Below are 18700 nucleotides of genomic sequence, written 5' to 3' on the forward strand. Positions count from 1 at the left end.
CCGGTGCGGTGAAAGTCGCACGCCGGGTTCGGAGAGCGGCCCGGGGAAACGGAGCAGCGGCAACGCCGCCACCGCGCCCCGGGCCGACTCAACCACATCCGGCACTGGGCCGACGGCGGCGACACCAGCCTGGCCAACTCGGTGCTCCGCTGCGGCCACCACCATCGGCACGTCCACCGGGGCGATTGGGCCGTCCGCCTGGGCGGCGACGGCCAGCTCGGCGACATCGTCGCTGCTCTGCCCGCAGTCGATCTCCAACTCGGGCTGCTGGACCATCCGAAATGCCGCGCCCAGGTCCATGTTCCAGTAGTGGTCGACGTCGAGCTGAGACAGCTGGATCTCCGGACCGAATCGGCTCTCCGCCGCATCCAACAACATGGAGCACGCTCGGCGCAGATCCGCGATCCTCAACACCGCGTCAGCATCGGTCATGCCCCATGATCCCTCAGGGCACTGTCAGAGGTCGGTGACGCGGATGCCGGCGTGGGCCTTGTAGCGCTTGTTGATGGCGATCAGGTTCGCGGTGAACGCCTCGATCTGGTGGGCGTTGCGCAGCCGCCCGGCGTAGATGCCGCGCATCCCGGGGATTCGCGCGGCGAGCGCTCCGACGATGTCGACGAGTTCCCGGTCCTCGGTGCAGATCAGCACGTCGAGGTCGATCCGGTCGACCTTGGGGTCGGCCAGCAGTGGGGCGCTGACGTGGTTGAACGCGGCACACACGCGCGACTCGGGCAGCAGCGCGGCGGCCTGCTGGACGGCGCTGCCCTCGGCGACGGTGAGCGCGTACGGGCCCTGCTTGTCGAAGCCCAGTGGGTTGACGCAGTCGACGACGATCGTCCCGGCCAGCGGTTCGGCGAGAGCGGCGACGGTGGCGGCGTGACCGTCCCACGGCACCGCGATGATCACCACGTCGCTCCGGCGGGCCACCTCGTCGTTGGCGGCGCCGGTGATGCGGACGTCGGCCGGCATCCGGGGCAGTGCGGCGATCTCGGCGGCGGACTCGGCGGCCCGCTCCGCGGACCGGGAGCCGATCAGCACCGTCTGCCCCGCCCGGGCGAGGCGGTAGGCGAGGCCGCGTCCCTGGTCGCCGGTGCCTCCGATGATGCCGACCGTCAGCCCGGACACGTCGGGCAGCGTGCTCGCGTCGTATGCCATGGGCTCATCCTCGCAAACCGCTCGGCGGCGACTCAGGCCAGCTCGAACAGCACCGTACGTGCGGCCGGGTCGGCGGTGACCAGACGGACCCGGACCCGTTCGCCGAGGGGCAGTTCTCCGAGGCAGCGACTGCGGACCGGCGGGGCGTCCAGCGCCACCGTTCCACCGGGCGGGCGCGGCCGGGACTTGCCGTTGGCAGGGGCGTCGACGTCGAGCACCGCCGCGTCGAAGGTCTCCCCCACGCGGTGTTCCAGGAGTACCGCCTCGGTCAGCTCGACAGCACCCCGGCTGGCCGCCGAGGCGACGCGGTCGGTGCTGGCCATCACCTCGGGCAGCCGGGGCAGCGCCGAGCGTGCCCAGTCGGGCACCTCCCGGCCCGCGTGTAGGGCCAGGCAGACCTCGGTGGCGTACCGGTCGGCGAGGCGTCGCAGCGGGGCCGTGACGTGGGCGTACGCGGCCGCCACCTCGCCGTGCTCCGGCTGCTCCGGTCGACTGCCGTCGAAGGCGGTGTACGCGGCGCCGCGCATCAGCTCGGCCGCCTGGTCGATGAACGCGGCGCAACGCGGCTGCGCGGCGTCCAGGGCGTCGATCACCTCGCCGGGGCTCATGCCGTCCGGCCAGCGCACGCCCAGCGGCGCGGCGGCGGCCCGCAGGCGTTGCACCGCGTCCGGCTTCGGCGGAGGCATCGTCCGCAGCAGGCCGATCCCGCCAGCCAGCATGATGTCGGCGGCCGCCATTCCGGTCAGCAGCGAGATCTGGGCGTTGTGCTCCTCCATCGGAGCCGGCCCGCGCAGCACCAGCCGCCACCCGTCGCCGTCGGGCTCCACGTCCTGCTCGGGTAGCGGCAGGTTGATCGCCCCCCGGCGCAGTCCGCGGGCGGTCAGCCGGTCGCCGATCTCGGGCAGCAGCGCGATCGGCTCGGGCAGCCGACCGGCGTCGGCGGCCGCCTGCACCCCGACGTAGTCGAGCTTGGCCCGACTGCGTACCAGAGCGCGCTCCAGCTCGACGGACACCGTGCCGCCGTCGGCGTCCAGGTCGATGGTCCACACCACGGCGGCGCGGTCGTCGTCGGGCAGCAGGCTGGCCGCGCCCTCGCTGAGCGTCACCGGGTGCAGAGGCACGTTGCCGTCGGGCAGGTAGACCGTCTGCCCGCGCCGCCAGGTCTCCTCCTCGAGCGCGCCGCCCGGCTGGACGTGGGCGGCGACGTCCGCGATGGCGTACCGCACGCGGTAGCCCCCGCCCGGCCGGCGGGCCAGGTGCATCGCCTGATCCAGGTCACGGGAGGTGGCCGGGTCGACAGTGACGAACGGTATGTCGGTGCGGTCGACTGACGGCCGCGGCGGCGCGGCCGCCGCCGCGTCGGCCTCCCGCTGGGCGGCCGCCGGAAAACCCTCGGGCAGGCCGAGCTCGCGGCGCAGCGCGCCGAAGTCGATGCGGGGAGCGAGTACGCGTCGGATGACCACGGATCAATCCTGACAGCGCTGCCGGTGATCCGCTTCCCGTGACCGGCCGGTGGGTCGGCCCGTTCAGCCGGTCGCCTTGCGGGCGGTGCCCGTACCCCGTGTGGTGGTAGCCCGCGCGGTCACCTTGCGGGCCGGCGCCTTGGCCGCGGTGGTCTTCTTGGCAGTCGTCTTCTTCGCCGCGGCCTTGCGCGCGGTGGTCGACGAGGTGGCGGTCACCTTCGCGGCCGGTGCCTTCTTCGCCGCCGCCGTGCGGACGCCGCCGCTCGGACGGGTGGACGTGGCCTTCTTCGCCGGGGCCTTCTTGGCGGGGGCCCTCTTGGCCGTCGTCTTCTTCGCCGGGGCCTTCTTGGCGGCCGTCTTCTTCACGGTGGACGCCTTGGTCGCCACCTTGCGAGCGGGCGCCTTCGCGGCGGCGGTGGCCCTCTTCGCGGCCGACGCCGTGGTCTTCTTCGCCGCGCTGGTGGTCTTCCTGGCGGTGCCTGTCGTCTTCTTGGCAGTGCCCGTCGTCCTGGTCGCGGCGGTGGTGCTCTTGCGCGTCGCGGCGGCCGGGGTCCGCTTCGTGGCGGCGGTCGTGCTGCGGGCGGCGGTCGAGGTCCTGGCCGGGGCCTTCTTCGCCGCCGCGCTGGTCGTGGTCGCGGTCTTCTTCGCCGCGGCGGTGGTCGTGGTCTTCTTCGCCGGGGCCTTCTTGGCCGCCGTGGTGGTCTTCTTCGCCGGGGCACGCCCCGCGCCGCCGGCCGCCTTGCGGGCCGGGGCCGTGGCGGCGGCGGTGGACTTGCGCACGGGGGTGGTCCGGCTCGCCGACGTGCCGCGCTCCGCCGCGGCGGTCTTCTTCGCGGTGGTCTTACGGGCAGCCGGGCGTGTGGTGGCCTGCTGGGTAACGGCCATCGTCGTTCCCTCCTTGGGGACGTGCTCTCGCGTGCGTCCTCGCGGAGCACGAACTACCGCGACGCGGGCCGTCCCGCGCCGTCTACCTGTCCTCCCCGGTCCAACGCGCGTCCTCGGCCTCCCACGCCTCGTTCCGCTCCTGCACTCGCTGCAGGGCGTTCTCCGCGTCGGCCGCCGAGTCGTACGGGCCGAGGACGTGCTTCGCCGGGCACACGTCGGCGTCCGTCTCGACCCGGTGGTGTCGGGTGCACCAGTAGAACTGCCCACTACGTCCGCTGTCGCTCATGGGAAACACTGTGCACCGCGAACCGGCCGACCGCCACCGGATCACGCAGGTCGCCGAACCCTCTCCACAGTAGAGACGCTTGCTGCGGCGCGGGCGAAAACGCCGAAAGAAGTGCAGGTGGGGGCACTGGACGCGCGGAAGCCCGGGGTCGGGCGAGGCGGGACGCGCGGCCTATGATCGCCCGATGGCGGTACCGGACTACATCGTGCGGATGCGCAGGCACGTCGGCCACGACCTGCTGTGGCTGCCCAGCGTCAGCGCGGTCATCCGCAACGACGACGGCGAGCTGCTGCTCGGCCAACGCTCGGACGACGGACGCTGGTCGGTGATCAGCGGCTTCGTCGAGCCGGGCGAGCAGCCGGCCACCGCGCTGGTCCGGGAGGTGCGGGAGGAGACCGGCCTGGACGTGACGCCGCTGCGTTTGACCAGTGCCGTCTCCCACCCGCACACCTATCCCAACGGTGACCGTTGCGAGTACCTGAACCTGGGCTTCGTCTGCCGGGTGGTGTCCGGCACCGCGCGGGTCAACGACGACGAGTCGCTGGACGTGCGGTGGTTCCCGCTGGACCGGCTGCCCGCGTTGGACCGGCACGCGCTGCTGGTCATCGCCTACGCGCTGCGCGACAACCCGTCGGCCGGTCACCTGCCGCCGGGCACCGGCTGGGACGACGTGCCCGACTGACTCTCAGGCCGTGACCCGCTCGACGGGGATCCACAACTCGGCGTCCGCCGTGGTCCCGTCCGCGGACACCCGCACCCGGGAGATCTCCGGTCCAGGTCGGCTGCGGTACGGGTTGGACGGAAACCACTGGGTGAACACGTCCCGCCAGAGGAACTGCACCGCCTGCGGGAACGCGCCGGAGGTGGTGAACACCGCCCACGTTCCGGCCTGCACGGGCAGCGCGTCCAGGTCGTCCGGTGGCGTCGTACCGGTGACCACCCCGTGCCAGTAGTCCAATTCGCTGCCCTCGGCGCGGCTGTCGGCGAGGTTGTCGCTGACGTTGACGATCCCGGCCGGCTCCTGGTCGGAGAGCGCCTCGATCCGAGCTGTCGTCTCCTTGTCGATGCTCCTGATGAACGCGACGATCGCCGGGTTCATCCCCTCGTGCACCAGCGGGACACGAGCCTTGCGCCCCACCAGCGCGAACGCGTCCTTGCTGACGATCCGGTACTCCATGCTGCCGCTCCCTTCCACGGTGAGTCGGAAGGACATCCGGGGCTGGGCGCGCAGCGCCGCCCCCGTACGCCGGGCCTCTCCGGGCCCCACACCGTGTACGGCGTGGAACGCCCGGGCGAACGCCTCGGCCGATCCGTAGCCGTAGCGCACCGCGACGTCGAGCAGCGTCCGCTCCCCCGCCAGTACGTCCGCGCCCGCGACGGTGAGCCGACGTCGGCGGATGTACTCCGACAGCGGCATACCGGCCAGCGCGGAGAACAGCCGCCGGAAGTGGTACTCCGACGTGAGCGCGATCCGTGCCAGCTCGGTCACCTCGATCTGCTGATCGAGGTGCCGCTCGATGTGCGCCATGGCCTCGTTGAGCCGCTCCAGCACCCGGACCTCCTTCCCTGACGAGCAGCAACGCTAGGCGGCAGGGCAGGCGGCCCACCCGACATCCGGTGCCCGCATTGGTCGGGTACGTCAACGGCGCGGTTGCTGCATGACCCAGGTGGGTACCGGCTCCGCCAGCGAGCCGACCACCTCCCAGCCGGCGCGGCGGTACAGCTCGACGTTCGCCGGCTTGCTGGTCTCCAGGATCGCCGGCAGGCCGTCGGCCGCCGCACGCGCCAACCCGGCCCGCATGACCGCGCGACCCCAGCCGCGTCCGGCGCTGTCCGGGTGGGTGCCCAGGACGCCGAGATACCAGTCACGCACCGCGCCGCCCTGGCGGACGAGCTGGTACAGGCGCCCGTCGGCCAGGACGCCGACGCCGCCCTCGTCGACGTCAACACCGTGCGACGGGCCGGGAGCGTCACCATCGAGCAGGACCCGGAACGGGATCGGCTGTCCCGCCCCGGGGGCCAGCACGAGGTGCGCGTCGCGGGCGTGGAACCGGAAGGCGATGCCGCCGCCGGCCCGGTCCAGCACGACGTTCTCCGACCCGGTCGTCCACTCCCCCGCGAGGGCCCACTGGTTGAGGCCGAGGCTCTCCGGCACCTGGTAGGCGCGGCGTTCGTCGAGCGCGGGGCCGTTCGGCGACGCGAAGTGTTCGCCACGGTCGAAGCCGAGGTACGTCTCGGGCGTGCGCAGGTTGTCCCAGTCGGCCTCCGCCTCCACACCGACCCCCCGCACGGGTACGAGGTCCCGCTCGATGCCGAGCAGACGCTGGATGGTCCGCTCGGACTCCTCGTAGCGGCCCTCACCGAAGTGCTCGTCGCGGATCACGCCGTCGGCGTCGACGACGTAGAGCGCCGGCCAGTACTGGTTGGCGAGGGCCCGCCGGATGGCGTAGTCGCTGTCGACGGCGACCGGGTAGTCGATGTCGCGCGCCGCGACGGCGGCGCGTACCCAGTCGATCCGGTGCTCGAAACCGAACTCCGGCGTGTGCACCCCGACGACGACCAGGCCGTCGTCGCGGTAGGCCCGCGACCAGGCCCGGACGTACGGCTCCTGGCGCAGCCAGTTGATGCAGGTCAGCGTCCAGAAGCTCACGAGGACGACGCGACCGCGCAGCTCGGCGGGGCCGAGCGGCTCGGAGTTGAGCCACTCGACCGCCCCGCCGAGCAGCGGCAGGTGCACGGCCATCTAGCGCAGTGACCGGAAGGCGGTCCGCAGTTCCTCGGAGAACAGCTTCGGCTGCTCCCAGGCCGCGAAGTGCCCGCCGACGTCGAGCTCGTTGTAGTAGATGAGGTTCGGGTACGCCTGCTCGGCCCAACTCTGCGGCGCCTCGTACAGCTCGTCGGGGAAGACGCTCACGGCGACCGGGACGTTGACGCCCTTGGTGGCGAAGAACGAGAGCTTGTTCTCCGTGTAGAGGCGGGACGCGGAGACCGCGGTGTTCGTCAGCCAGTAGAGCGAGATGTTGTCCAGGATGTCGTCGCGGGTCAGGCCCGCCTGGGCACCGTCGAAGACCTGCGCGATCAGGGCGAGGCTCTTCGCGTCGTGGTCGAGCAGGAACGACGCCAGGCCGACCGGAGAGTCCGCCAACGCGGTGAGCGTCTGCGGACGCGTCGCCATCATCAGGGCGTACGCGACGTGCTTCCAGACGTAGTCCAGCTCGGTGGCCGCGCGCATCTCGTCGTCGGACAGGCCCGAGGGCAGCGATCCCATGGCGTTGTTCGCGCCGGTGGTGTCGCCCTGGAACAGCAGGTCGATCTCGGGCGGGACCGCGCCCGGCATGTTGGTGTGGATGCCGAGCAGCTGCGGCGGGGCCTGCACGCCCATCTGGTCCACGACGACCGCTCCCCGGTCACCGCCCTGGGCGACGAACCGGTCGTAGCCGAGACGCGTCATCAGCTCGGTCCAGGCAGTGGCGATCTTCTGCGGGTTCCAGCCCGTCGAGGTGGGCTTGCCGGAGAAGCCGTGCCCGGGCAGCGACGGGATCACCAGGTGGAAGGCGTCCGACGCGCTCGCGCCGTGCGCGGTCGGGTCGGTGAGCGGCTCGATGCGGAGCCATCTCAGCGGTGTGCGGGAACGAGCCGGCGCAGGTAGCTGACGATCCGGTCCTCGTCCGGATCGGTCGCGCGGACGCCGATGTAACCGTCGGGTCGCACGAGAACGAGGGTGCCGTCGGTGGCGTCGTAGTTGGCGAAGACGTCACCGGTGGGATCGGTGTACCGACCGTCGGCCGCCTGCCCTGCGCCAAGAACGCGGTACGCGCGCACGTGCTCCGGGAAGCGCTCGGCCAACCTGCTGGCGACCTCGGCGCTCCCGGCCCCGAAGGCCAGGGCGGTGACGTGCGTGCCGCGGAAGAGGTCGAACAACCGCAGCGCGTCACCGTTCGCCGCCACGAGCATGCCGCCGGGTGCCCGATCCCCGGCGGTGAGCACGCCGGCCGCCACCTCGCCGTGGAGTTCGCTGAGCGAGCTCGCCGGGTACCGGACGCCGAGCTGGGTGACCGACTGCTGCTGACCGTCCTTCGGTAGCACGGTGGCGAGCCCACCGCCGAACATCTTCGCGGAGAGACCCAGTACGTCGAGGGCGACCGGCTGGCGTTCCTCCTGATACGTGTCGAGCAGCGCGTCGGGTGCGCCGGACACGGCGTGGGCCAGTTTCCAGCCAAGGTTGTACGCGTCCTGGATGCCGGTGTTCATCCCCTGCGCACCGGCCGGAGTGTGCACGTGGGCGGCATCGCCGGCCAGGAAGATCCGTCCCACCCGGTAACGCTCGGCCAACCGCGCGTTGGCCCGCCAGATCGACTGCCACCGTACGTGCTGGATCCGGATGTCGGCGCGGCCGCTGATGTCGCTGATCAACGCCTGCATCGCGTCGGTGGACAGCGTGGTGGCACTGTCCGCCGGCACGCCGGTCTGTAGCTGGAACGCATTGATCCCCGGCAGCGGGCACAGGGCGAGACCGGCGCCCGACGCGTGTATCCACTGGTACCAGAAGTCACGGTCCAACCCGGCGAGCTCGACGTCGGCCACCAGCCACCGGGAGTCCTCGTCCGTCTCACCGAGGAAGGCGATGCCACTCTGCTTGCGGACGAGGCTGGAGCCACCGTCGCAGCCGACCAGGTAGGCGACGCGGACCTCGGCTTCTGCACCGTCCGCGTCGAGCCAGGCGGACACGCCCGTCTCGTCCTGACTGAACCGCAACAGTCGGGTGTTCTGCTCCACCTGCACCCCGAACTCGGCCAGCCGGGTTCGCAGCAGCGCCTCGGTGCGGTACTGCGCGATCATCAAGGGCCGCGTGTACGGCGTCGCCGCGCTGGGCTCGGCGGCGTTGGCGAGCACCTCGTGGGTGATCGTCTCGCCGTTCGGCAGGTACTTGCGCAACAGCATGCGGAAACGCCCGTTGGCGACAGCCGCAGCAGCAAGGCCGAGGTCGTCGAGTACCTCCAGGGTTCGTGGTTGCATACCTTTGCCCCGAGAACCAGCGCGGGGCTCGGCAGCCGCTTCGATGATCCGAACCGGTATGTCGCGGCGAGCCAGCTCGCACGCCAGAGTGAGGCCTGTCGGCCCCGCCCCTACCACCAGAACAGCCGGGTCCAGCACAAGATCAGTCACGACACCGACTGTATGACCGGCCTCTTGACGATCTGACGACATTCGCTGCTGACCAGCGCAAGAACGTGAAGCGTCCGTCAACTACCGCCCGTACCGCTTTGCGCTGCGGCATGCGGGTACGGCAGCATCAGCCGCCGTGAGGGTACGCGGCACCGGAATCGAACAGAACACCCCTGGTGGGACGAACAGAAGATTTCGTTTGAGTCGGCGCGGCCAGCACTGGTTCGCCGGTGTCGGGGTTGCCACCCTGGCCGCCGTCCTCGGCGTCACCCTCGCCGTCCGTGGCGGTGCCGCACCGGCCTGCGCCGCGCCACCGAGCGGCAACACGGTCCACAGGGGCACGGCGAGCTTCTACGACGCGGGCCGCTCGGGTGGCACCTGCTCATTCCCGGGTCCGCCCGTGGACCGGCTCTACGTGGCCCTCGGCTCCTCCCAGTACGGCAACGCTGCCGCCTGCGGCAGCTACCTGGACGTCACCGGCCCAAAGGGCACGGTCCGGGTGATGGTCATGGACCAGTGCGGCGGGTGCGGCAGCAGCAAGATCGACCTCTCCGACGAGGCGTTCACCCGGATCGCCGACCGGTCGCAGGGCATCGCCCGCGTGACGTACCGGACGGTGGTCGACCCGTCACTCGACGGCGGCCTCACCTTCCGAGTCAAGGGCGGCGCGTCGCAATACTGGTTCGCGGTGCAGGTCGGCAACCACGGCAACCCGCTGCGCTCGGTCGAGGCGAAGGGACCGACCGGCGGTTTCCGCAAGACTGCCCGCCAGGTCGACAACTACTGGACCGTCGAGGACGGGATCGGCCCCGGCCCGTACACCATCAGGGTCACCGACGTGTACGGCCACCGGAGCACCGCCACGGGCATCCGCATGACGCCGAAGCAGGTCCAGCGCACCACAGCCTCCCTCGTCGCCGCCATGCCCAGCGCCTCCCCAACGCCTTCGCCGTCGCTCTCACCCTCGCCGACGCCGCCGGCCGAGTCGGCCGCTCCGGCGGCGACGGTCGAGGCCCTGGCCGGCGCAGCTCCGCTGGCCGCCGCACGCTGCTGACCGCGCGCTGATCCACTCCAGGTCGGCGGCGGATCAGGTGCTGATCGCCCCCAGCACGGCGGCGTTGTTGCCGCGAGCGGCCCGCTCGCCGGCGGCCACCACCTCTTCCGGGGTGGCGCCACGGGCCATCGCCTTGGCCATGGCCTCCTGACGCCGCTGCTCGATCTGCTCGTGACGCCTCTGCTTCAACCGACTCCAGAAAGACATGCCGCAGACCATCCCCGCGCGCCGGCTGCGGCAAACCGGTCAGGGGCGATGTGCCGTCGTCAGCCGCAACCTGCGCCGGGGCGGACGCACAGGTTCAGGCTGGTGGTCGGGCCCGCGAAGGAGAGAAGAGAAACTCTCCGAGCCCGTTGACAGACGTTTCGGGCAAGTGACAGCGTTGTCATCGACTCATTTCCTCCATATGAGACGAGGAGCGCATCTTGCTCTATCGGAACTCACCGCGCCGCCGTGCGACAGCAGCCGCTGCGGCCGGCATTCTCATCACGGGGCTGGCGCTCGCCCCGGCGGGCCCGGCGCAGGCCAGCCACCACCGGGCGCAGGACGCGGCCGTACGCTCGGGCAACGCACGCTTCGAGGTGCTGTCCCCGACCCTGATCCGCACCGAGTACCAGAAGGACGGCCGGTTCACCGACGCGGCCACGTTCAACGCCATCGGGCGCGACGACTTCCCCCGTACGCGTTTCACGAAGCACGTCGAGCACGGCTGGCTCACCATCGACACCGGCGCGATGACGCTGCGCTACCAGGTCGGCTCGGGCGCGTTCACCGCCGAAAACCTGACCGTGCAGCTCAAGGCCGGCAAACAAGACGTGCAGGGCCAGCCCTGGGCCGGCCACACCGCTCCGGCCTGCGAGTTCGGCGCGCTCTGCGAGGCCGAGGCGCTGCAACTGAACGGGCCGGGCGTGGCCACCGACCACCAGGGATACACCGGGCGCGGGTTCGCCGCCGGCTTCGCGTCGTCCGGCGACTCGGTCACCTTCGCGCTCGACGCCCCGGAGGGCGGCACGAAGCAGCTCGCCGTCCGCTACGCCAACAGCACCGGGGGCGACGGCCAGAACGTGGACCGCACCCTCACGGTTCAGGTCGACGGCGACAACGGCCACACACTGACGCTGCCGCCCACCACGAACTGGGACACCTGGGCCACGGCCAGCGTGCCGGTCGACCTCACCGCCGGCCGGCACGAGATCCGCGTCGTACGAGGTGCCGACGACTCCGGCAACGCGAACATCGACAGCCTCGCCGTGGTCAACCCGGGTGACCCGTTCCCCGCGCCGGCCACCCCCCAGCCGCAGCCCCTACGGTTCGGCACGCTGGGAGAGGCCGAGACCGGCGCGCTGACCGGCGGCGCGCGGCCCGCGAACGACCACAACGGCGCTTCGGATACGGGATTCCTGGCCGGCCTGGAGAGCACCAGCGCCGCCGTCGCCCTCACCGTCACGGATGTACCCGCGGCGGGCGACTACCAGGTGCAGATCCGCTACGCCAACGGGCAGGCCGGCGCCCAGCCGAGCCAGACGCGCACCCTGTCGGTGACGGCGGGAACGGCGGCACCGGTCACGGCGACCCTGCCACCGACCAGCGGATGGGACTACTGGAACACCGTCTCCGTCCCGGTCCACCTCGACCGGGGCACCACCACCGTGACGCTGGGCTGCCCCACCGACGCCAGCTGCAACGTCAACGTCGACACGGTCGCCGTCACGGGCAGAGCCTCCCCGCTGCTCGCCCCGCACGCGCCGCTCGGCGGCTACCGCCGGGGCCTGGACGGCGTGACCGGTTCCGCGCTCACCGCCCCGGGCCTGCTCTACCAGGACGGCTGGTACCTGCTCGACGACTCGGCATCGGCCCTGCGCACCACCAAGCCCCGGCCCGCGCCCGAACAGGACGGCTACGTCTTCGCGTACGGGCAGGACTTCACCCGCGGCCTCAAGGACCTGTCGACCCTGACCGGCCCCACGAAGTTGCTACCCAAGTGGGCGTACGGGGTGTGGTACTCCGAGTACTACGACCGCACCGCCACCGAGTTCCAGAACCTGGTGGCCCGGGCGAAGGCCGAAGGCGTACCCCTGGATGTTCTTGTCCTGGACACCGACATCAAGGCGCCGGACAAGTGGAACGGCTGGAGCATCGACCCCACCCGCATCCCCGACCCGAAGGCGTTCTTCGACTGGGCGAAGAAGCAGGGCCTGCACACCGGCATCAACATCCACCCGAGCATCCTCGGCTCGGACCCGAAGTTCGCCCAGGCGCAGGCCACCGCGAAGGGCAAGCTCCAGCGCGTCGGCTGCAACGGCGGTCCCGACTGCTACACGTTCGACTTCGGTGACCCGGACCAGCTCAAGGCCTATCTGCAGCTGCACGACGGGATGATCCCGAAGGGCAGCAAGGGCCCCGACCTGTGGTGGCTGGACTGGTGCTGCGACAACACCACGTCCTCGCTCGCCGGCGTGACCGGTGACGCGTGGATCAACCAGCAGTACGCCGACAAGACCGGCTTCGCCTTCTCCCGGGCGTACGGGTCGTTGCAGGCCGGCGGCTACGGCAGCCCGACCCCGGTGGCGACCGGGCCGTGGGCCGACAAGCGCACCACGCTGCACTTCACCGGCGACACCACCAGTGACTGGGCGACGCTGCAGATGGAGGTCGGCTACACCCCGGGCGAGTCGGCCGCGACCGGGCTGGCCGCCGTCAGCCACGACATCGGCGGGCACACCGGCGGCCTGCGGGAGCCGGGCAGCGAACCGGGCAGCACCAAGCTCCCCGACGACCTGTACGCCCGGTGGGTGCAGTTCGGCACGTTCCAGCCCATCGACCGGCTGCACTCCAACCACAGCGACCGGCTGCCCTGGCAGTACGGCCCGGAGGCGAACGCGTCGGCCAAGAAGTTCCTGAACCTGCGCAAGGAACTCCAGCCATACACCTACGCCGCCGCCAAGGAGGCAACCCGCACGGGTACGCCCATCGTCCGCTCGATGTACCTGGCGTACCCGAACGAGCAGGCCGCGTACGCCACCGCCGGCTCGGAGTACCTCTACGGCCCGGACTACCTGGTCGCACCGGTGACGACGCCGGGCGACACCGCCACCACGTCGGTGTGGTTCCCGCCGGGCAACAGCTGGACCGACATCTTCACCGGGAAGACGTACCGGGGCGGCACCACGCAGACCATCACCACCACGCTGGACACCATGCCGGTGTTCAAGAAGCACTGAAGTTTTTAGAGATCCGGACGGCCGGGTGGGGGGCAACCCCGCCCGGCCGGTTCGTTTGGTTGGGCTGGATTTAGTGTCGGCGAGGTCGGCGGGCCAGGGACAACCAGCCGAGGAACCTGGCATGCATCGCCGGCAGGTCCGGGCGCAGACCCAGGCCGTACATGTCGTCGGTTGCCTCCTGCATCGACGCGGCCAGGTAGAACGCCAGCGCGATCGAATGACCGTAGAACTCGGTCACGAGCGCGAGCTGAGCGGGACCGCACGGCCAGGGCGCGGCGCAGTTGCGGCACCGCCATGCTGGGCGCATCGGCAGGTGCGGGTTCATCCGACCCGCACCGGACGTCGCAGGCGTTTGGCCGGCCTGGTCGGTGTGACGGGCAGGGGTTGCAGCCGTACGCCCGCTCGCATCACAAACAACTCGCGCCGCGCCACGGCGTCGCCCGCCGCGTTCAACTGGTAACCCTCAATCCAGACCCAACCGTCGTACGTGTGCCGCTCGGGCAACTCGCGGATGACGCGAACGAAGATCGGGCGCAAGAACTGCACGCTCGCGGCGGTGGTCAGGTGGATGACGTCGCCGGCCTTCATCGTCCCGATCACCGCGACCCCCGCCAGATGGTCCGCTTAGCTGATCCCTCTCCTGACATGCCTCGAACCTGTCAGGCGCAGCAGCCGCCAATCCATCACAGCGGGTAGTAACCGAGCAGATAACTTTCGTCCACGTTGGATGTCGATCAGTTCCGGCTATATGACCACCGGATAAGCTGACCACCACCCAGGTTTGGGAAGGAGCCACACGCATGAGCGTCAGGGCAGCCACAGCGTTAACAGTGCCTCCTTCACTCTGGGACACCACCGACATGATCGACGCTTTGGCCGCCCGCGACATTGCGCGCGTCTTCCGCTTGGTTCAGCGCGCAACCCGCGTCAGCCAAACCCACCTTGGCGTTGCCACGGGCCTCAGTCAGGCTCAGATCAGCGAGATCATCAGCGGTACCCGTCGGGTCAGCAGCATCGACGTACTAACCCGCATCTGCACCGGCCTTGCCATGCCCGGTCACGCGCGGATGACACTGCTTCTTGGTGAACACCCATCCCAGGCCGCGCCCGGTCCTGGCGGCGAGGGCGGCAACCGCACACAAGTAGTGTCCGCCCAGGCAGGATGCGCCGACCGCTGCCGGCCGGTTGACGAAGATGCCCGGGAGTGGTGTTCCGACGTCACCGCGGTCTACTTGAGCCGGTCGGAGTTCACCGCGAAGATGCCACCACACGTCCTCTTCGACGACGCTACGGACATCCGGGCCGCCGGTCTGTCGCTCAACATCCTCTGCCAGCAGTATGCCGACAACCAACTCCTCAAACTCTTGGCCGCCGGCACCCACCTCCGCTGCCTTTTTCTTGACCCTGCTGGCGACGCAATTAAGAGGCAAGAGCGTGAGGACGACTATCCAGACGGTCACCTCAGCGCGCTCACCGAACTCAACATCCAGAACCTCGCCGGGCGCATCCGCAATCGGCTTCCGGCCGATGCCCACGAGCGCCTGGCCATCCGCGTGTACGACGAAACCGCCCGTGTCAACGTGCTCCTGATTGACGACCGACTCTGCGTCGTCCAGCATTACCTACCGCAGATACGCGGAGTTGACTCACCGACGATGGTCGTCGAGCGCACCGCTATCACTCCCGGCCTCTACACGGTGTTCGACGGAATGTTCACCTCGCTGTGGGAACGCAGCCGCGACGTATGAGCAGCTTTGCGCACCTTCTGCCCCTGGCAAACGAGGCTGTCGACCTGGCGCATCACCTCATGCGGACCCTCCGACCTGGCACTCTTACCAGCAAGGGTGACCGCGACATGGCGTCCGAGGTGGACTACGCCATCGAGCAACAGGTCCGCGAACTCCTGGCCGCCAGGGCACCCGACATCGGCTTCCTCGGCGAGGAGCACGGCCTGAGCGGCGATGCCACGGAACTCATGTGGGCACTGGATCCGGTGGACGGCACCGTCAATTTTGTGCACGGCTCACCCCTGTGCGCCATTTCTCTCGGCCTGATCCACAAGAAAAGGTCAGTCCTAGGCATCATTGATCTACCATTCCTGGGCACTCGTTATCAAGCCGCCGAAGGGTGCGGCGCTTTCGCCAACGGAGAGCGCATCCATTGCAGTCAGACAGAGGATTTGCAAGATTCCGTCGTCGCTATTGGAGACTACGCTGTAGGAACTGATGCGGCAGCCAAAAACGTCCAGCGGCTTGCTATCACGCATCAACTAGTGCGGAATGTTCAACGGATACGCATGCACGGATCGGCCGCAATCGACCTGGCATGGCTCGCTCATGGCAAGATCGATGCTTTCATCATGCTGAACAACAAGCCATGGGACACGGCTGCGGGCGTCGTGATCGCGAAAGAGTCCGGCGTCCAGTTGGTCGACGTCGACGGAGCGCCACACAGTGCAGACTCTACTGCGACAGTCGGCGGAAACGATCGGGTTCTTCCGCTCGTCCTCGCGCTCGTCCAGCAAGCTCTCTCTTCCCCGCAGGCTCACTGACGTGTTCGTGAGCACCCGGAATGAGAGATCGAAAGCCGACCCGATCAACGCGCCGAGGCCAGTGCAGCTAATCAGAACCGCTTCCCGGCCGACCGCTACCGGGCGATCCCACACGAAAAGCTCGCAGCCCCGATCGAGGCCGCGACCTGGTGGGCGACGGACGAGTCGACCTGTACGCCGGATTATGACCGTGGTAGACCCATTGAACAGGGATGGAGCACAGCCACAGCCGCTTCAGGCCGTCGCCAGGCCGTCGCTGCTACCAGTAGATCGCAACGACCTCGCCGTCCAAGAGCATCTCGTCGGTCGGCTTGGGTTGCGTGGGACTCGTCGAGGCAGACACCGCGACCGACTGACCATCGGGCAGAAGGAGCGTGTCCGCCAGCGCAGCCGAGCGAAGTTGAGCAGCCACAACGGAATCGACCTTGACCGCGTAAGTCGTCGCGAAGTGGTTTGCGATGGCTTCAAACGCACGGCGCCTAGCGTCATAGCCCTCGAACTCTCGACAATGATGTGCAGCGAGGGCCGTGAACGCCGATTTCTGATCGGCATCGATTACAACGTCATAGTGTTCCGCAAGAAGCATCGAATAGGCAATCAATGCGAGGGCGACGGTCGCACTACGATCATCATTCAGGCCTTGCGAGGCTGAATTTTGACCGAACGCTCTGCCTGCCTGCTCGACCTGAACCGCCAAATCCGGAACAACGTCCCGCAGAACATCTACAAGCTTTACGGGAACCCAGCTACTTCGCACGCCGCCAGCGTTCAATCTGGAAAGGATTCGGAAGCGCTGCCCAGTGAAGAGCACCCGCCGCACATCCTTCCAATATAGGCGCTCCTCAGTAACGCCAACTACATAGAGAGGTCTTGGGACATATTGCAAATCAGGAGCAATGTGCTCCGTCAAGCGAGTATGAACTGCAACTCTTTCACCACCAAAGTCCACTACGCAATAGTCGAGCGCGCGGCATCGAAGTGGGATGAGCCCGACGAGCAACTTGTCCAGCACCCGATTGACGGCAGCAACCTCTTGAAGTTGCGGAAATTGGGATTGCGGAAAAAGCTCTGGATTCTCGACTATCAGAGCCGACAAAGCCGACATGATTGATGTCATCTTGAAGATCGAATGGGTTGAAAGCTCGATCTCAAGCTCTACCAACAACCCTCTTTCCAAATTCGACGGCCGGATAACCCAACCATCATAAATTGGATCAGTGAAGTTCGTCGCGAGGCCTTGCCACGATCGCACCCGAGGGGGGCTTTCGTTCACCGTCAAGGGCGTAACACCCAGTCGACCCTCCTCGCCCTCATACAACTCTTTGAAGGCGGCCTGAACCGTCGACTTGCGAAGAACTTGCGAGGACTGCGTATAGGCTTGCTCACTCTTCGACGACAGCTCACCTTTCGTGGCTCCTACGCCCAAACCAATTTTTCCCGACAGCTCCCCTCGGGCAGCGCTGGTGCTTGTGTCTGTATATTCCGAGGCTAGTGCACCCTGCCGGGAAGCGAGCAGACTGTAAACGCTGACCTCATCAAGATAAACGAATTCACGAAGGGGAGTCGTAAGAGACCTAGCCGCCTTGACTCTCTTACGACGTCGCAGGCTAGCGATCCGACGCTTGAAAAAGTTCATGCAATCCCCACCGATTTAATTGCCTTTTGGCGCTGCCATTCCTCAACCCGCTCAAAGCCGCCAATGTAATCTTCAGCCATGATTGAATCTCGGCGATCAGCTGCGGCAAGAAACGCTGCCTCGGTCCAGATTCCCGCCAAGGCCGCCGCACTCCAGCCGTCCGTACGTGCGGCCACAAAGGCGTGAGGCAAAGGATCTACGGTTCTCAACCGGCGCGCAGAGACCGCTAAAATTTGCTCTCGATCTCCGCGACCTGGCAGAGGAAAGTGAATCTCCCAATCAAACCTACCAGGCCGCCTCAAGGCAACATCAATGTCATGCGGCCTATTGGTTGTTGCAATGACGACGACATTGCTGTCAGCATTAAACCCATCCATCAAGGTCAGCAACTGAGCAACTAAGCGGTTTGACGCTTCATGAGCTTCATCGTCACGCTGCCCGGCAATGCTATCAATCTCATCGAAGAATATGATGGCACTCTCTTGTCGCTTTGCATGAGCGAAAATTTTGCGAAGCAACTCTTCACTCTGCCCGAACCACTTGCTTACGACTTCAGGCCCGTTGATCTGATAGAACGTTGCTTGGGATTCTTGAGCTATGATGCGCGCAAGCATCGTCTTCCCTGTCCCAGGTTCGCCAGTAAAGAGCACTCCCTTTACCCGACGCGCACCGATTCTCTCAAGGAGATCGTGATGCTTTAATGGCAGCTCTATGAGCTCGCGAGCGCGAGTGATGACACTCTCCAAGCCTCCAAAGTCATCGAACGACTGTAATTCTCGGTCGCGGCGATCGATGAAGTTGCTGATCATGCCGTCATCAAGCTCCGGCAGATCAAGAAAACGGATCGGCTTTTCGTCCAACACACGAAGCACGCCGTCCGCAGACACCTCGACGGTGTTCCCAACAGCATGGGGAACGCCGCCCGGTGGGACAATACGCGTACTTCCACCGAACTCGACAACCGTGCAGTCGTCCTTCTTAATGCGAACGACCGCTACCCACGTATCGGACTTCCAGAGACCTTCAGGGGCGACTTCAATCTTATCGCCTAAAATCAGGATCACTTGGCCCGGCTCATAATTCACCGGCCTCGGGGACTCGACCCAGCCGATCGACCCGTTTGGCATCTCGATGTACACGCAGCGCTCATTTTCCACGTAGCGGACGCGTGCGAGCTGCCCCCATCCGCTAGAGGCTTCGATCTCCGTCACGACGAAAGAATAGGACCTCGACGCCAGTATTCATCCTGACGCGCAGACAACCTGTCGGATTGCCACCACAAC

General features: G+C 67.8%; 19 protein-coding genes and 1 pseudogene. 5 read left to right on the forward strand and 15 right to left on the reverse strand.

Annotated features, from left to right (window positions below):
* From ACGFH9_RS21495 to ACGFH9_RS21515, 5 genes are all read right to left on the reverse strand, one after another.
* Positions 1–432 (reverse strand): hypothetical protein (locus ACGFH9_RS21495; protein WP_393222010.1); only part of this gene is annotated, 432 nt, incomplete at its 3' end.
* A 24-nt stretch (positions 433–456) separates the two neighbouring features.
* Entirely contained in the window at positions 457–1155 is a 699-nt protein-coding gene (gene npdG, locus ACGFH9_RS21500) for an NADPH-dependent F420 reductase (RefSeq protein ID WP_393222012.1), read from the reverse strand.
* Between the two features lie 32 nt (positions 1156–1187).
* Positions 1188–2618, reverse strand: a complete 1431-nt coding sequence (locus ACGFH9_RS21505) for an RNB domain-containing ribonuclease (protein WP_393222014.1) — start codon at positions 2616–2618, stop codon at positions 1188–1190.
* A 63-nt stretch (positions 2619–2681) separates the two neighbouring features.
* Positions 2682–3503 carry a histone gene (locus tag ACGFH9_RS21510; RefSeq protein WP_393222017.1) on the reverse strand — a complete coding sequence of 274 codons (822 nt, stop codon included), beginning with the start codon at positions 3501–3503 and terminating at the stop codon, positions 2682–2684.
* 82 nt (positions 3504–3585) lie between these two features.
* Positions 3586–3789 carry a hypothetical protein gene (locus tag ACGFH9_RS21515; RefSeq protein ID WP_355241419.1) on the reverse strand — a complete coding sequence of 68 codons (204 nt, stop codon included), beginning with the start codon at positions 3787–3789 and terminating at the stop codon, positions 3586–3588.
* Between the two features lie 184 nt (positions 3790–3973).
* Here ACGFH9_RS21515 and ACGFH9_RS21520 point away from each other — a divergent pair, with 184 nt between their 5' ends.
* Positions 3974–4471 (forward strand): NUDIX domain-containing protein, encoded by a 498-nt coding sequence (locus ACGFH9_RS21520; RefSeq protein WP_355241417.1) that lies wholly within the window; start codon positions 3974–3976, stop codon positions 4469–4471.
* 3 nt (positions 4472–4474) lie between these two features.
* On the opposite strand, the gene ACGFH9_RS21525 is transcribed toward ACGFH9_RS21520, so the two are convergent.
* From ACGFH9_RS21525 to ACGFH9_RS21545, 5 genes and pseudogenes are all read right to left on the reverse strand, one after another.
* Positions 4475–5341 (reverse strand): helix-turn-helix domain-containing protein, encoded by an 867-nt coding sequence (locus ACGFH9_RS21525; protein ID WP_393222020.1) that lies wholly within the window; start codon positions 5339–5341, stop codon positions 4475–4477.
* Between the two features lie 87 nt (positions 5342–5428).
* Complete coding sequence (locus ACGFH9_RS21530; RefSeq protein ID WP_393222211.1) at positions 5429–6172, reverse strand: GNAT family N-acetyltransferase; 744 nt, start codon at positions 6170–6172, stop codon at positions 5429–5431.
* Positions 6152–6532: pseudogene (locus ACGFH9_RS21535) on the reverse strand (redoxin family protein); the annotation flags it as partial. The gene ACGFH9_RS21530 and the pseudogene ACGFH9_RS21535, both read right to left, overlap by 21 nt.
* A complete protein-coding gene (locus ACGFH9_RS21540) occupies positions 6533–7333 on the reverse strand; it encodes an alpha/beta fold hydrolase (protein WP_393222023.1) in 801 nt (266 codons plus the stop codon). It lies immediately after the preceding pseudogene.
* A 71-nt stretch (positions 7334–7404) separates the two neighbouring features.
* The gene (locus ACGFH9_RS21545; RefSeq protein ID WP_393222025.1) at positions 7405–8997 is read right to left on the reverse strand and encodes an FAD-dependent monooxygenase; all 1593 of its coding nucleotides are present in this window, start codon (positions 8995–8997) and stop codon (positions 7405–7407) included.
* Between the two features lie 157 nt (positions 8998–9154).
* On the opposite strand from ACGFH9_RS21545, the gene ACGFH9_RS21550 reads away from it, so the two are divergent.
* Entirely contained in the window at positions 9155–10009 is an 855-nt protein-coding gene (locus tag ACGFH9_RS21550) for an expansin EXLX1 family cellulose-binding protein (RefSeq protein WP_393222028.1), read from the forward strand.
* Positions 10010–10042: 33 nt separating this feature from the next.
* On the opposite strand, the gene ACGFH9_RS21555 is transcribed toward ACGFH9_RS21550, so the two are convergent.
* A complete protein-coding gene (locus ACGFH9_RS21555) occupies positions 10043–10216 on the reverse strand; it encodes a hypothetical protein (protein ID WP_355241397.1) in 174 nt (57 codons plus the stop codon).
* A gap of 218 nt (positions 10217–10434) precedes the next feature.
* Between ACGFH9_RS21555 and ACGFH9_RS21560 the strand changes: the two genes are divergently transcribed.
* Entirely contained in the window at positions 10435–13230 is a 2796-nt protein-coding gene (locus tag ACGFH9_RS21560; RefSeq protein ID WP_393222032.1) for a TIM-barrel domain-containing protein, read from the forward strand.
* A gap of 70 nt (positions 13231–13300) precedes the next feature.
* Here the strand turns inward: ACGFH9_RS21560 and ACGFH9_RS21565 are convergent, their stop codons facing one another.
* Together ACGFH9_RS21565 and ACGFH9_RS21570 are read right to left on the reverse strand one after the other, a co-directional pair.
* On the reverse strand, positions 13301–13468 hold the full coding sequence (locus tag ACGFH9_RS21565) for a hypothetical protein (protein ID WP_393222035.1): 168 nt from the start codon (positions 13466–13468) through the stop codon (positions 13301–13303).
* A gap of 83 nt (positions 13469–13551) precedes the next feature.
* Entirely contained in the window at positions 13552–13818 is a 267-nt protein-coding gene (locus ACGFH9_RS21570) for a hypothetical protein (protein ID WP_393222214.1), read from the reverse strand.
* A 212-nt stretch (positions 13819–14030) separates the two neighbouring features.
* Between ACGFH9_RS21570 and ACGFH9_RS21575 the strand changes: the two genes are divergently transcribed.
* Both ACGFH9_RS21575 and ACGFH9_RS21580 read left to right on the forward strand, forming a co-directional pair.
* Positions 14031–14978, forward strand: a complete 948-nt coding sequence (locus ACGFH9_RS21575) for a DUF5919 domain-containing protein (RefSeq protein WP_393222038.1) — start codon at positions 14031–14033, stop codon at positions 14976–14978.
* 59 nt (positions 14979–15037) lie between these two features.
* Positions 15038–15781 (forward strand): inositol monophosphatase family protein, encoded by a 744-nt coding sequence (locus ACGFH9_RS21580; RefSeq protein ID WP_393222217.1) that lies wholly within the window; start codon positions 15038–15040, stop codon positions 15779–15781.
* Between the two features lie 259 nt (positions 15782–16040).
* On the opposite strand, the gene ACGFH9_RS21585 is transcribed toward ACGFH9_RS21580, so the two are convergent.
* Both ACGFH9_RS21585 and ACGFH9_RS21590 read right to left on the reverse strand, forming a co-directional pair.
* Complete coding sequence (locus ACGFH9_RS21585; protein ID WP_393222041.1) at positions 16041–17417, reverse strand: hypothetical protein; 1377 nt, start codon at positions 17415–17417, stop codon at positions 16041–16043.
* Positions 17414–18628 (reverse strand): ATP-binding protein, encoded by a 1215-nt coding sequence (locus ACGFH9_RS21590; RefSeq protein ID WP_393222043.1) that lies wholly within the window; start codon positions 18626–18628, stop codon positions 17414–17416. The genes ACGFH9_RS21585 and ACGFH9_RS21590 overlap by 4 nt, the downstream gene beginning before the upstream one ends.
* Between the last annotated feature and the right edge of the window lie 72 nt (positions 18629–18700).

This window comes from Micromonospora sp. NPDC049102, from assembly GCF_043197485.1.
Classification (GTDB): Bacteria; Actinomycetota; Actinomycetes; order Mycobacteriales; family Micromonosporaceae; genus Micromonospora.

Bases quoted from the DNA above. Each gene is read 5' to 3' on its own strand.
- ACGFH9_RS21510 (WP_393222017.1), bottom strand. From the start codon at position 3,503: ATGGCCGTTACCCAGCAGGCCACCACACGCCCGGCTGCCCGTAAGACC.
- ACGFH9_RS21520 (WP_355241417.1), top strand. From the start codon at position 3,974: ATGGCGGTACCGGACTACATCGTGCGGATGCGCAGGCACGTCGGCCAC.
- ACGFH9_RS21515 (WP_355241419.1), bottom strand. From the start codon at position 3,789: ATGAGCGACAGCGGACGTAGTGGGCAGTTCTACTGGTGCACCCGACAC.
- npdG (WP_393222012.1), bottom strand. From the start codon at position 1,155: ATGGCATACGACGCGAGCACGCTGCCCGACGTGTCCGGGCTGACGGTC.
- ACGFH9_RS21575 (WP_393222038.1), top strand. From the start codon at position 14,031: ATGAGCGTCAGGGCAGCCACAGCGTTAACAGTGCCTCCTTCACTCTGG.
- ACGFH9_RS21545 (WP_393222025.1), bottom strand. From the start codon at position 8,997: ATGTCGTCAGATCGTCAAGAGGCCGGTCATACAGTCGGTGTCGTGACT.
- ACGFH9_RS21585 (WP_393222041.1), bottom strand. From the start codon at position 17,417: ATGAACTTTTTCAAGCGTCGGATCGCTAGCCTGCGACGTCGTAAGAGA.
- ACGFH9_RS21555 (WP_355241397.1), bottom strand. From the start codon at position 10,216: ATGTCTTTCTGGAGTCGGTTGAAGCAGAGGCGTCACGAGCAGATCGAG.
- ACGFH9_RS21570 (WP_393222214.1), bottom strand. From the start codon at position 13,818: ATGAAGGCCGGCGACGTCATCCACCTGACCACCGCCGCGAGCGTGCAG.
- ACGFH9_RS21580 (WP_393222217.1), top strand. From the start codon at position 15,038: ATGCGGACCCTCCGACCTGGCACTCTTACCAGCAAGGGTGACCGCGAC.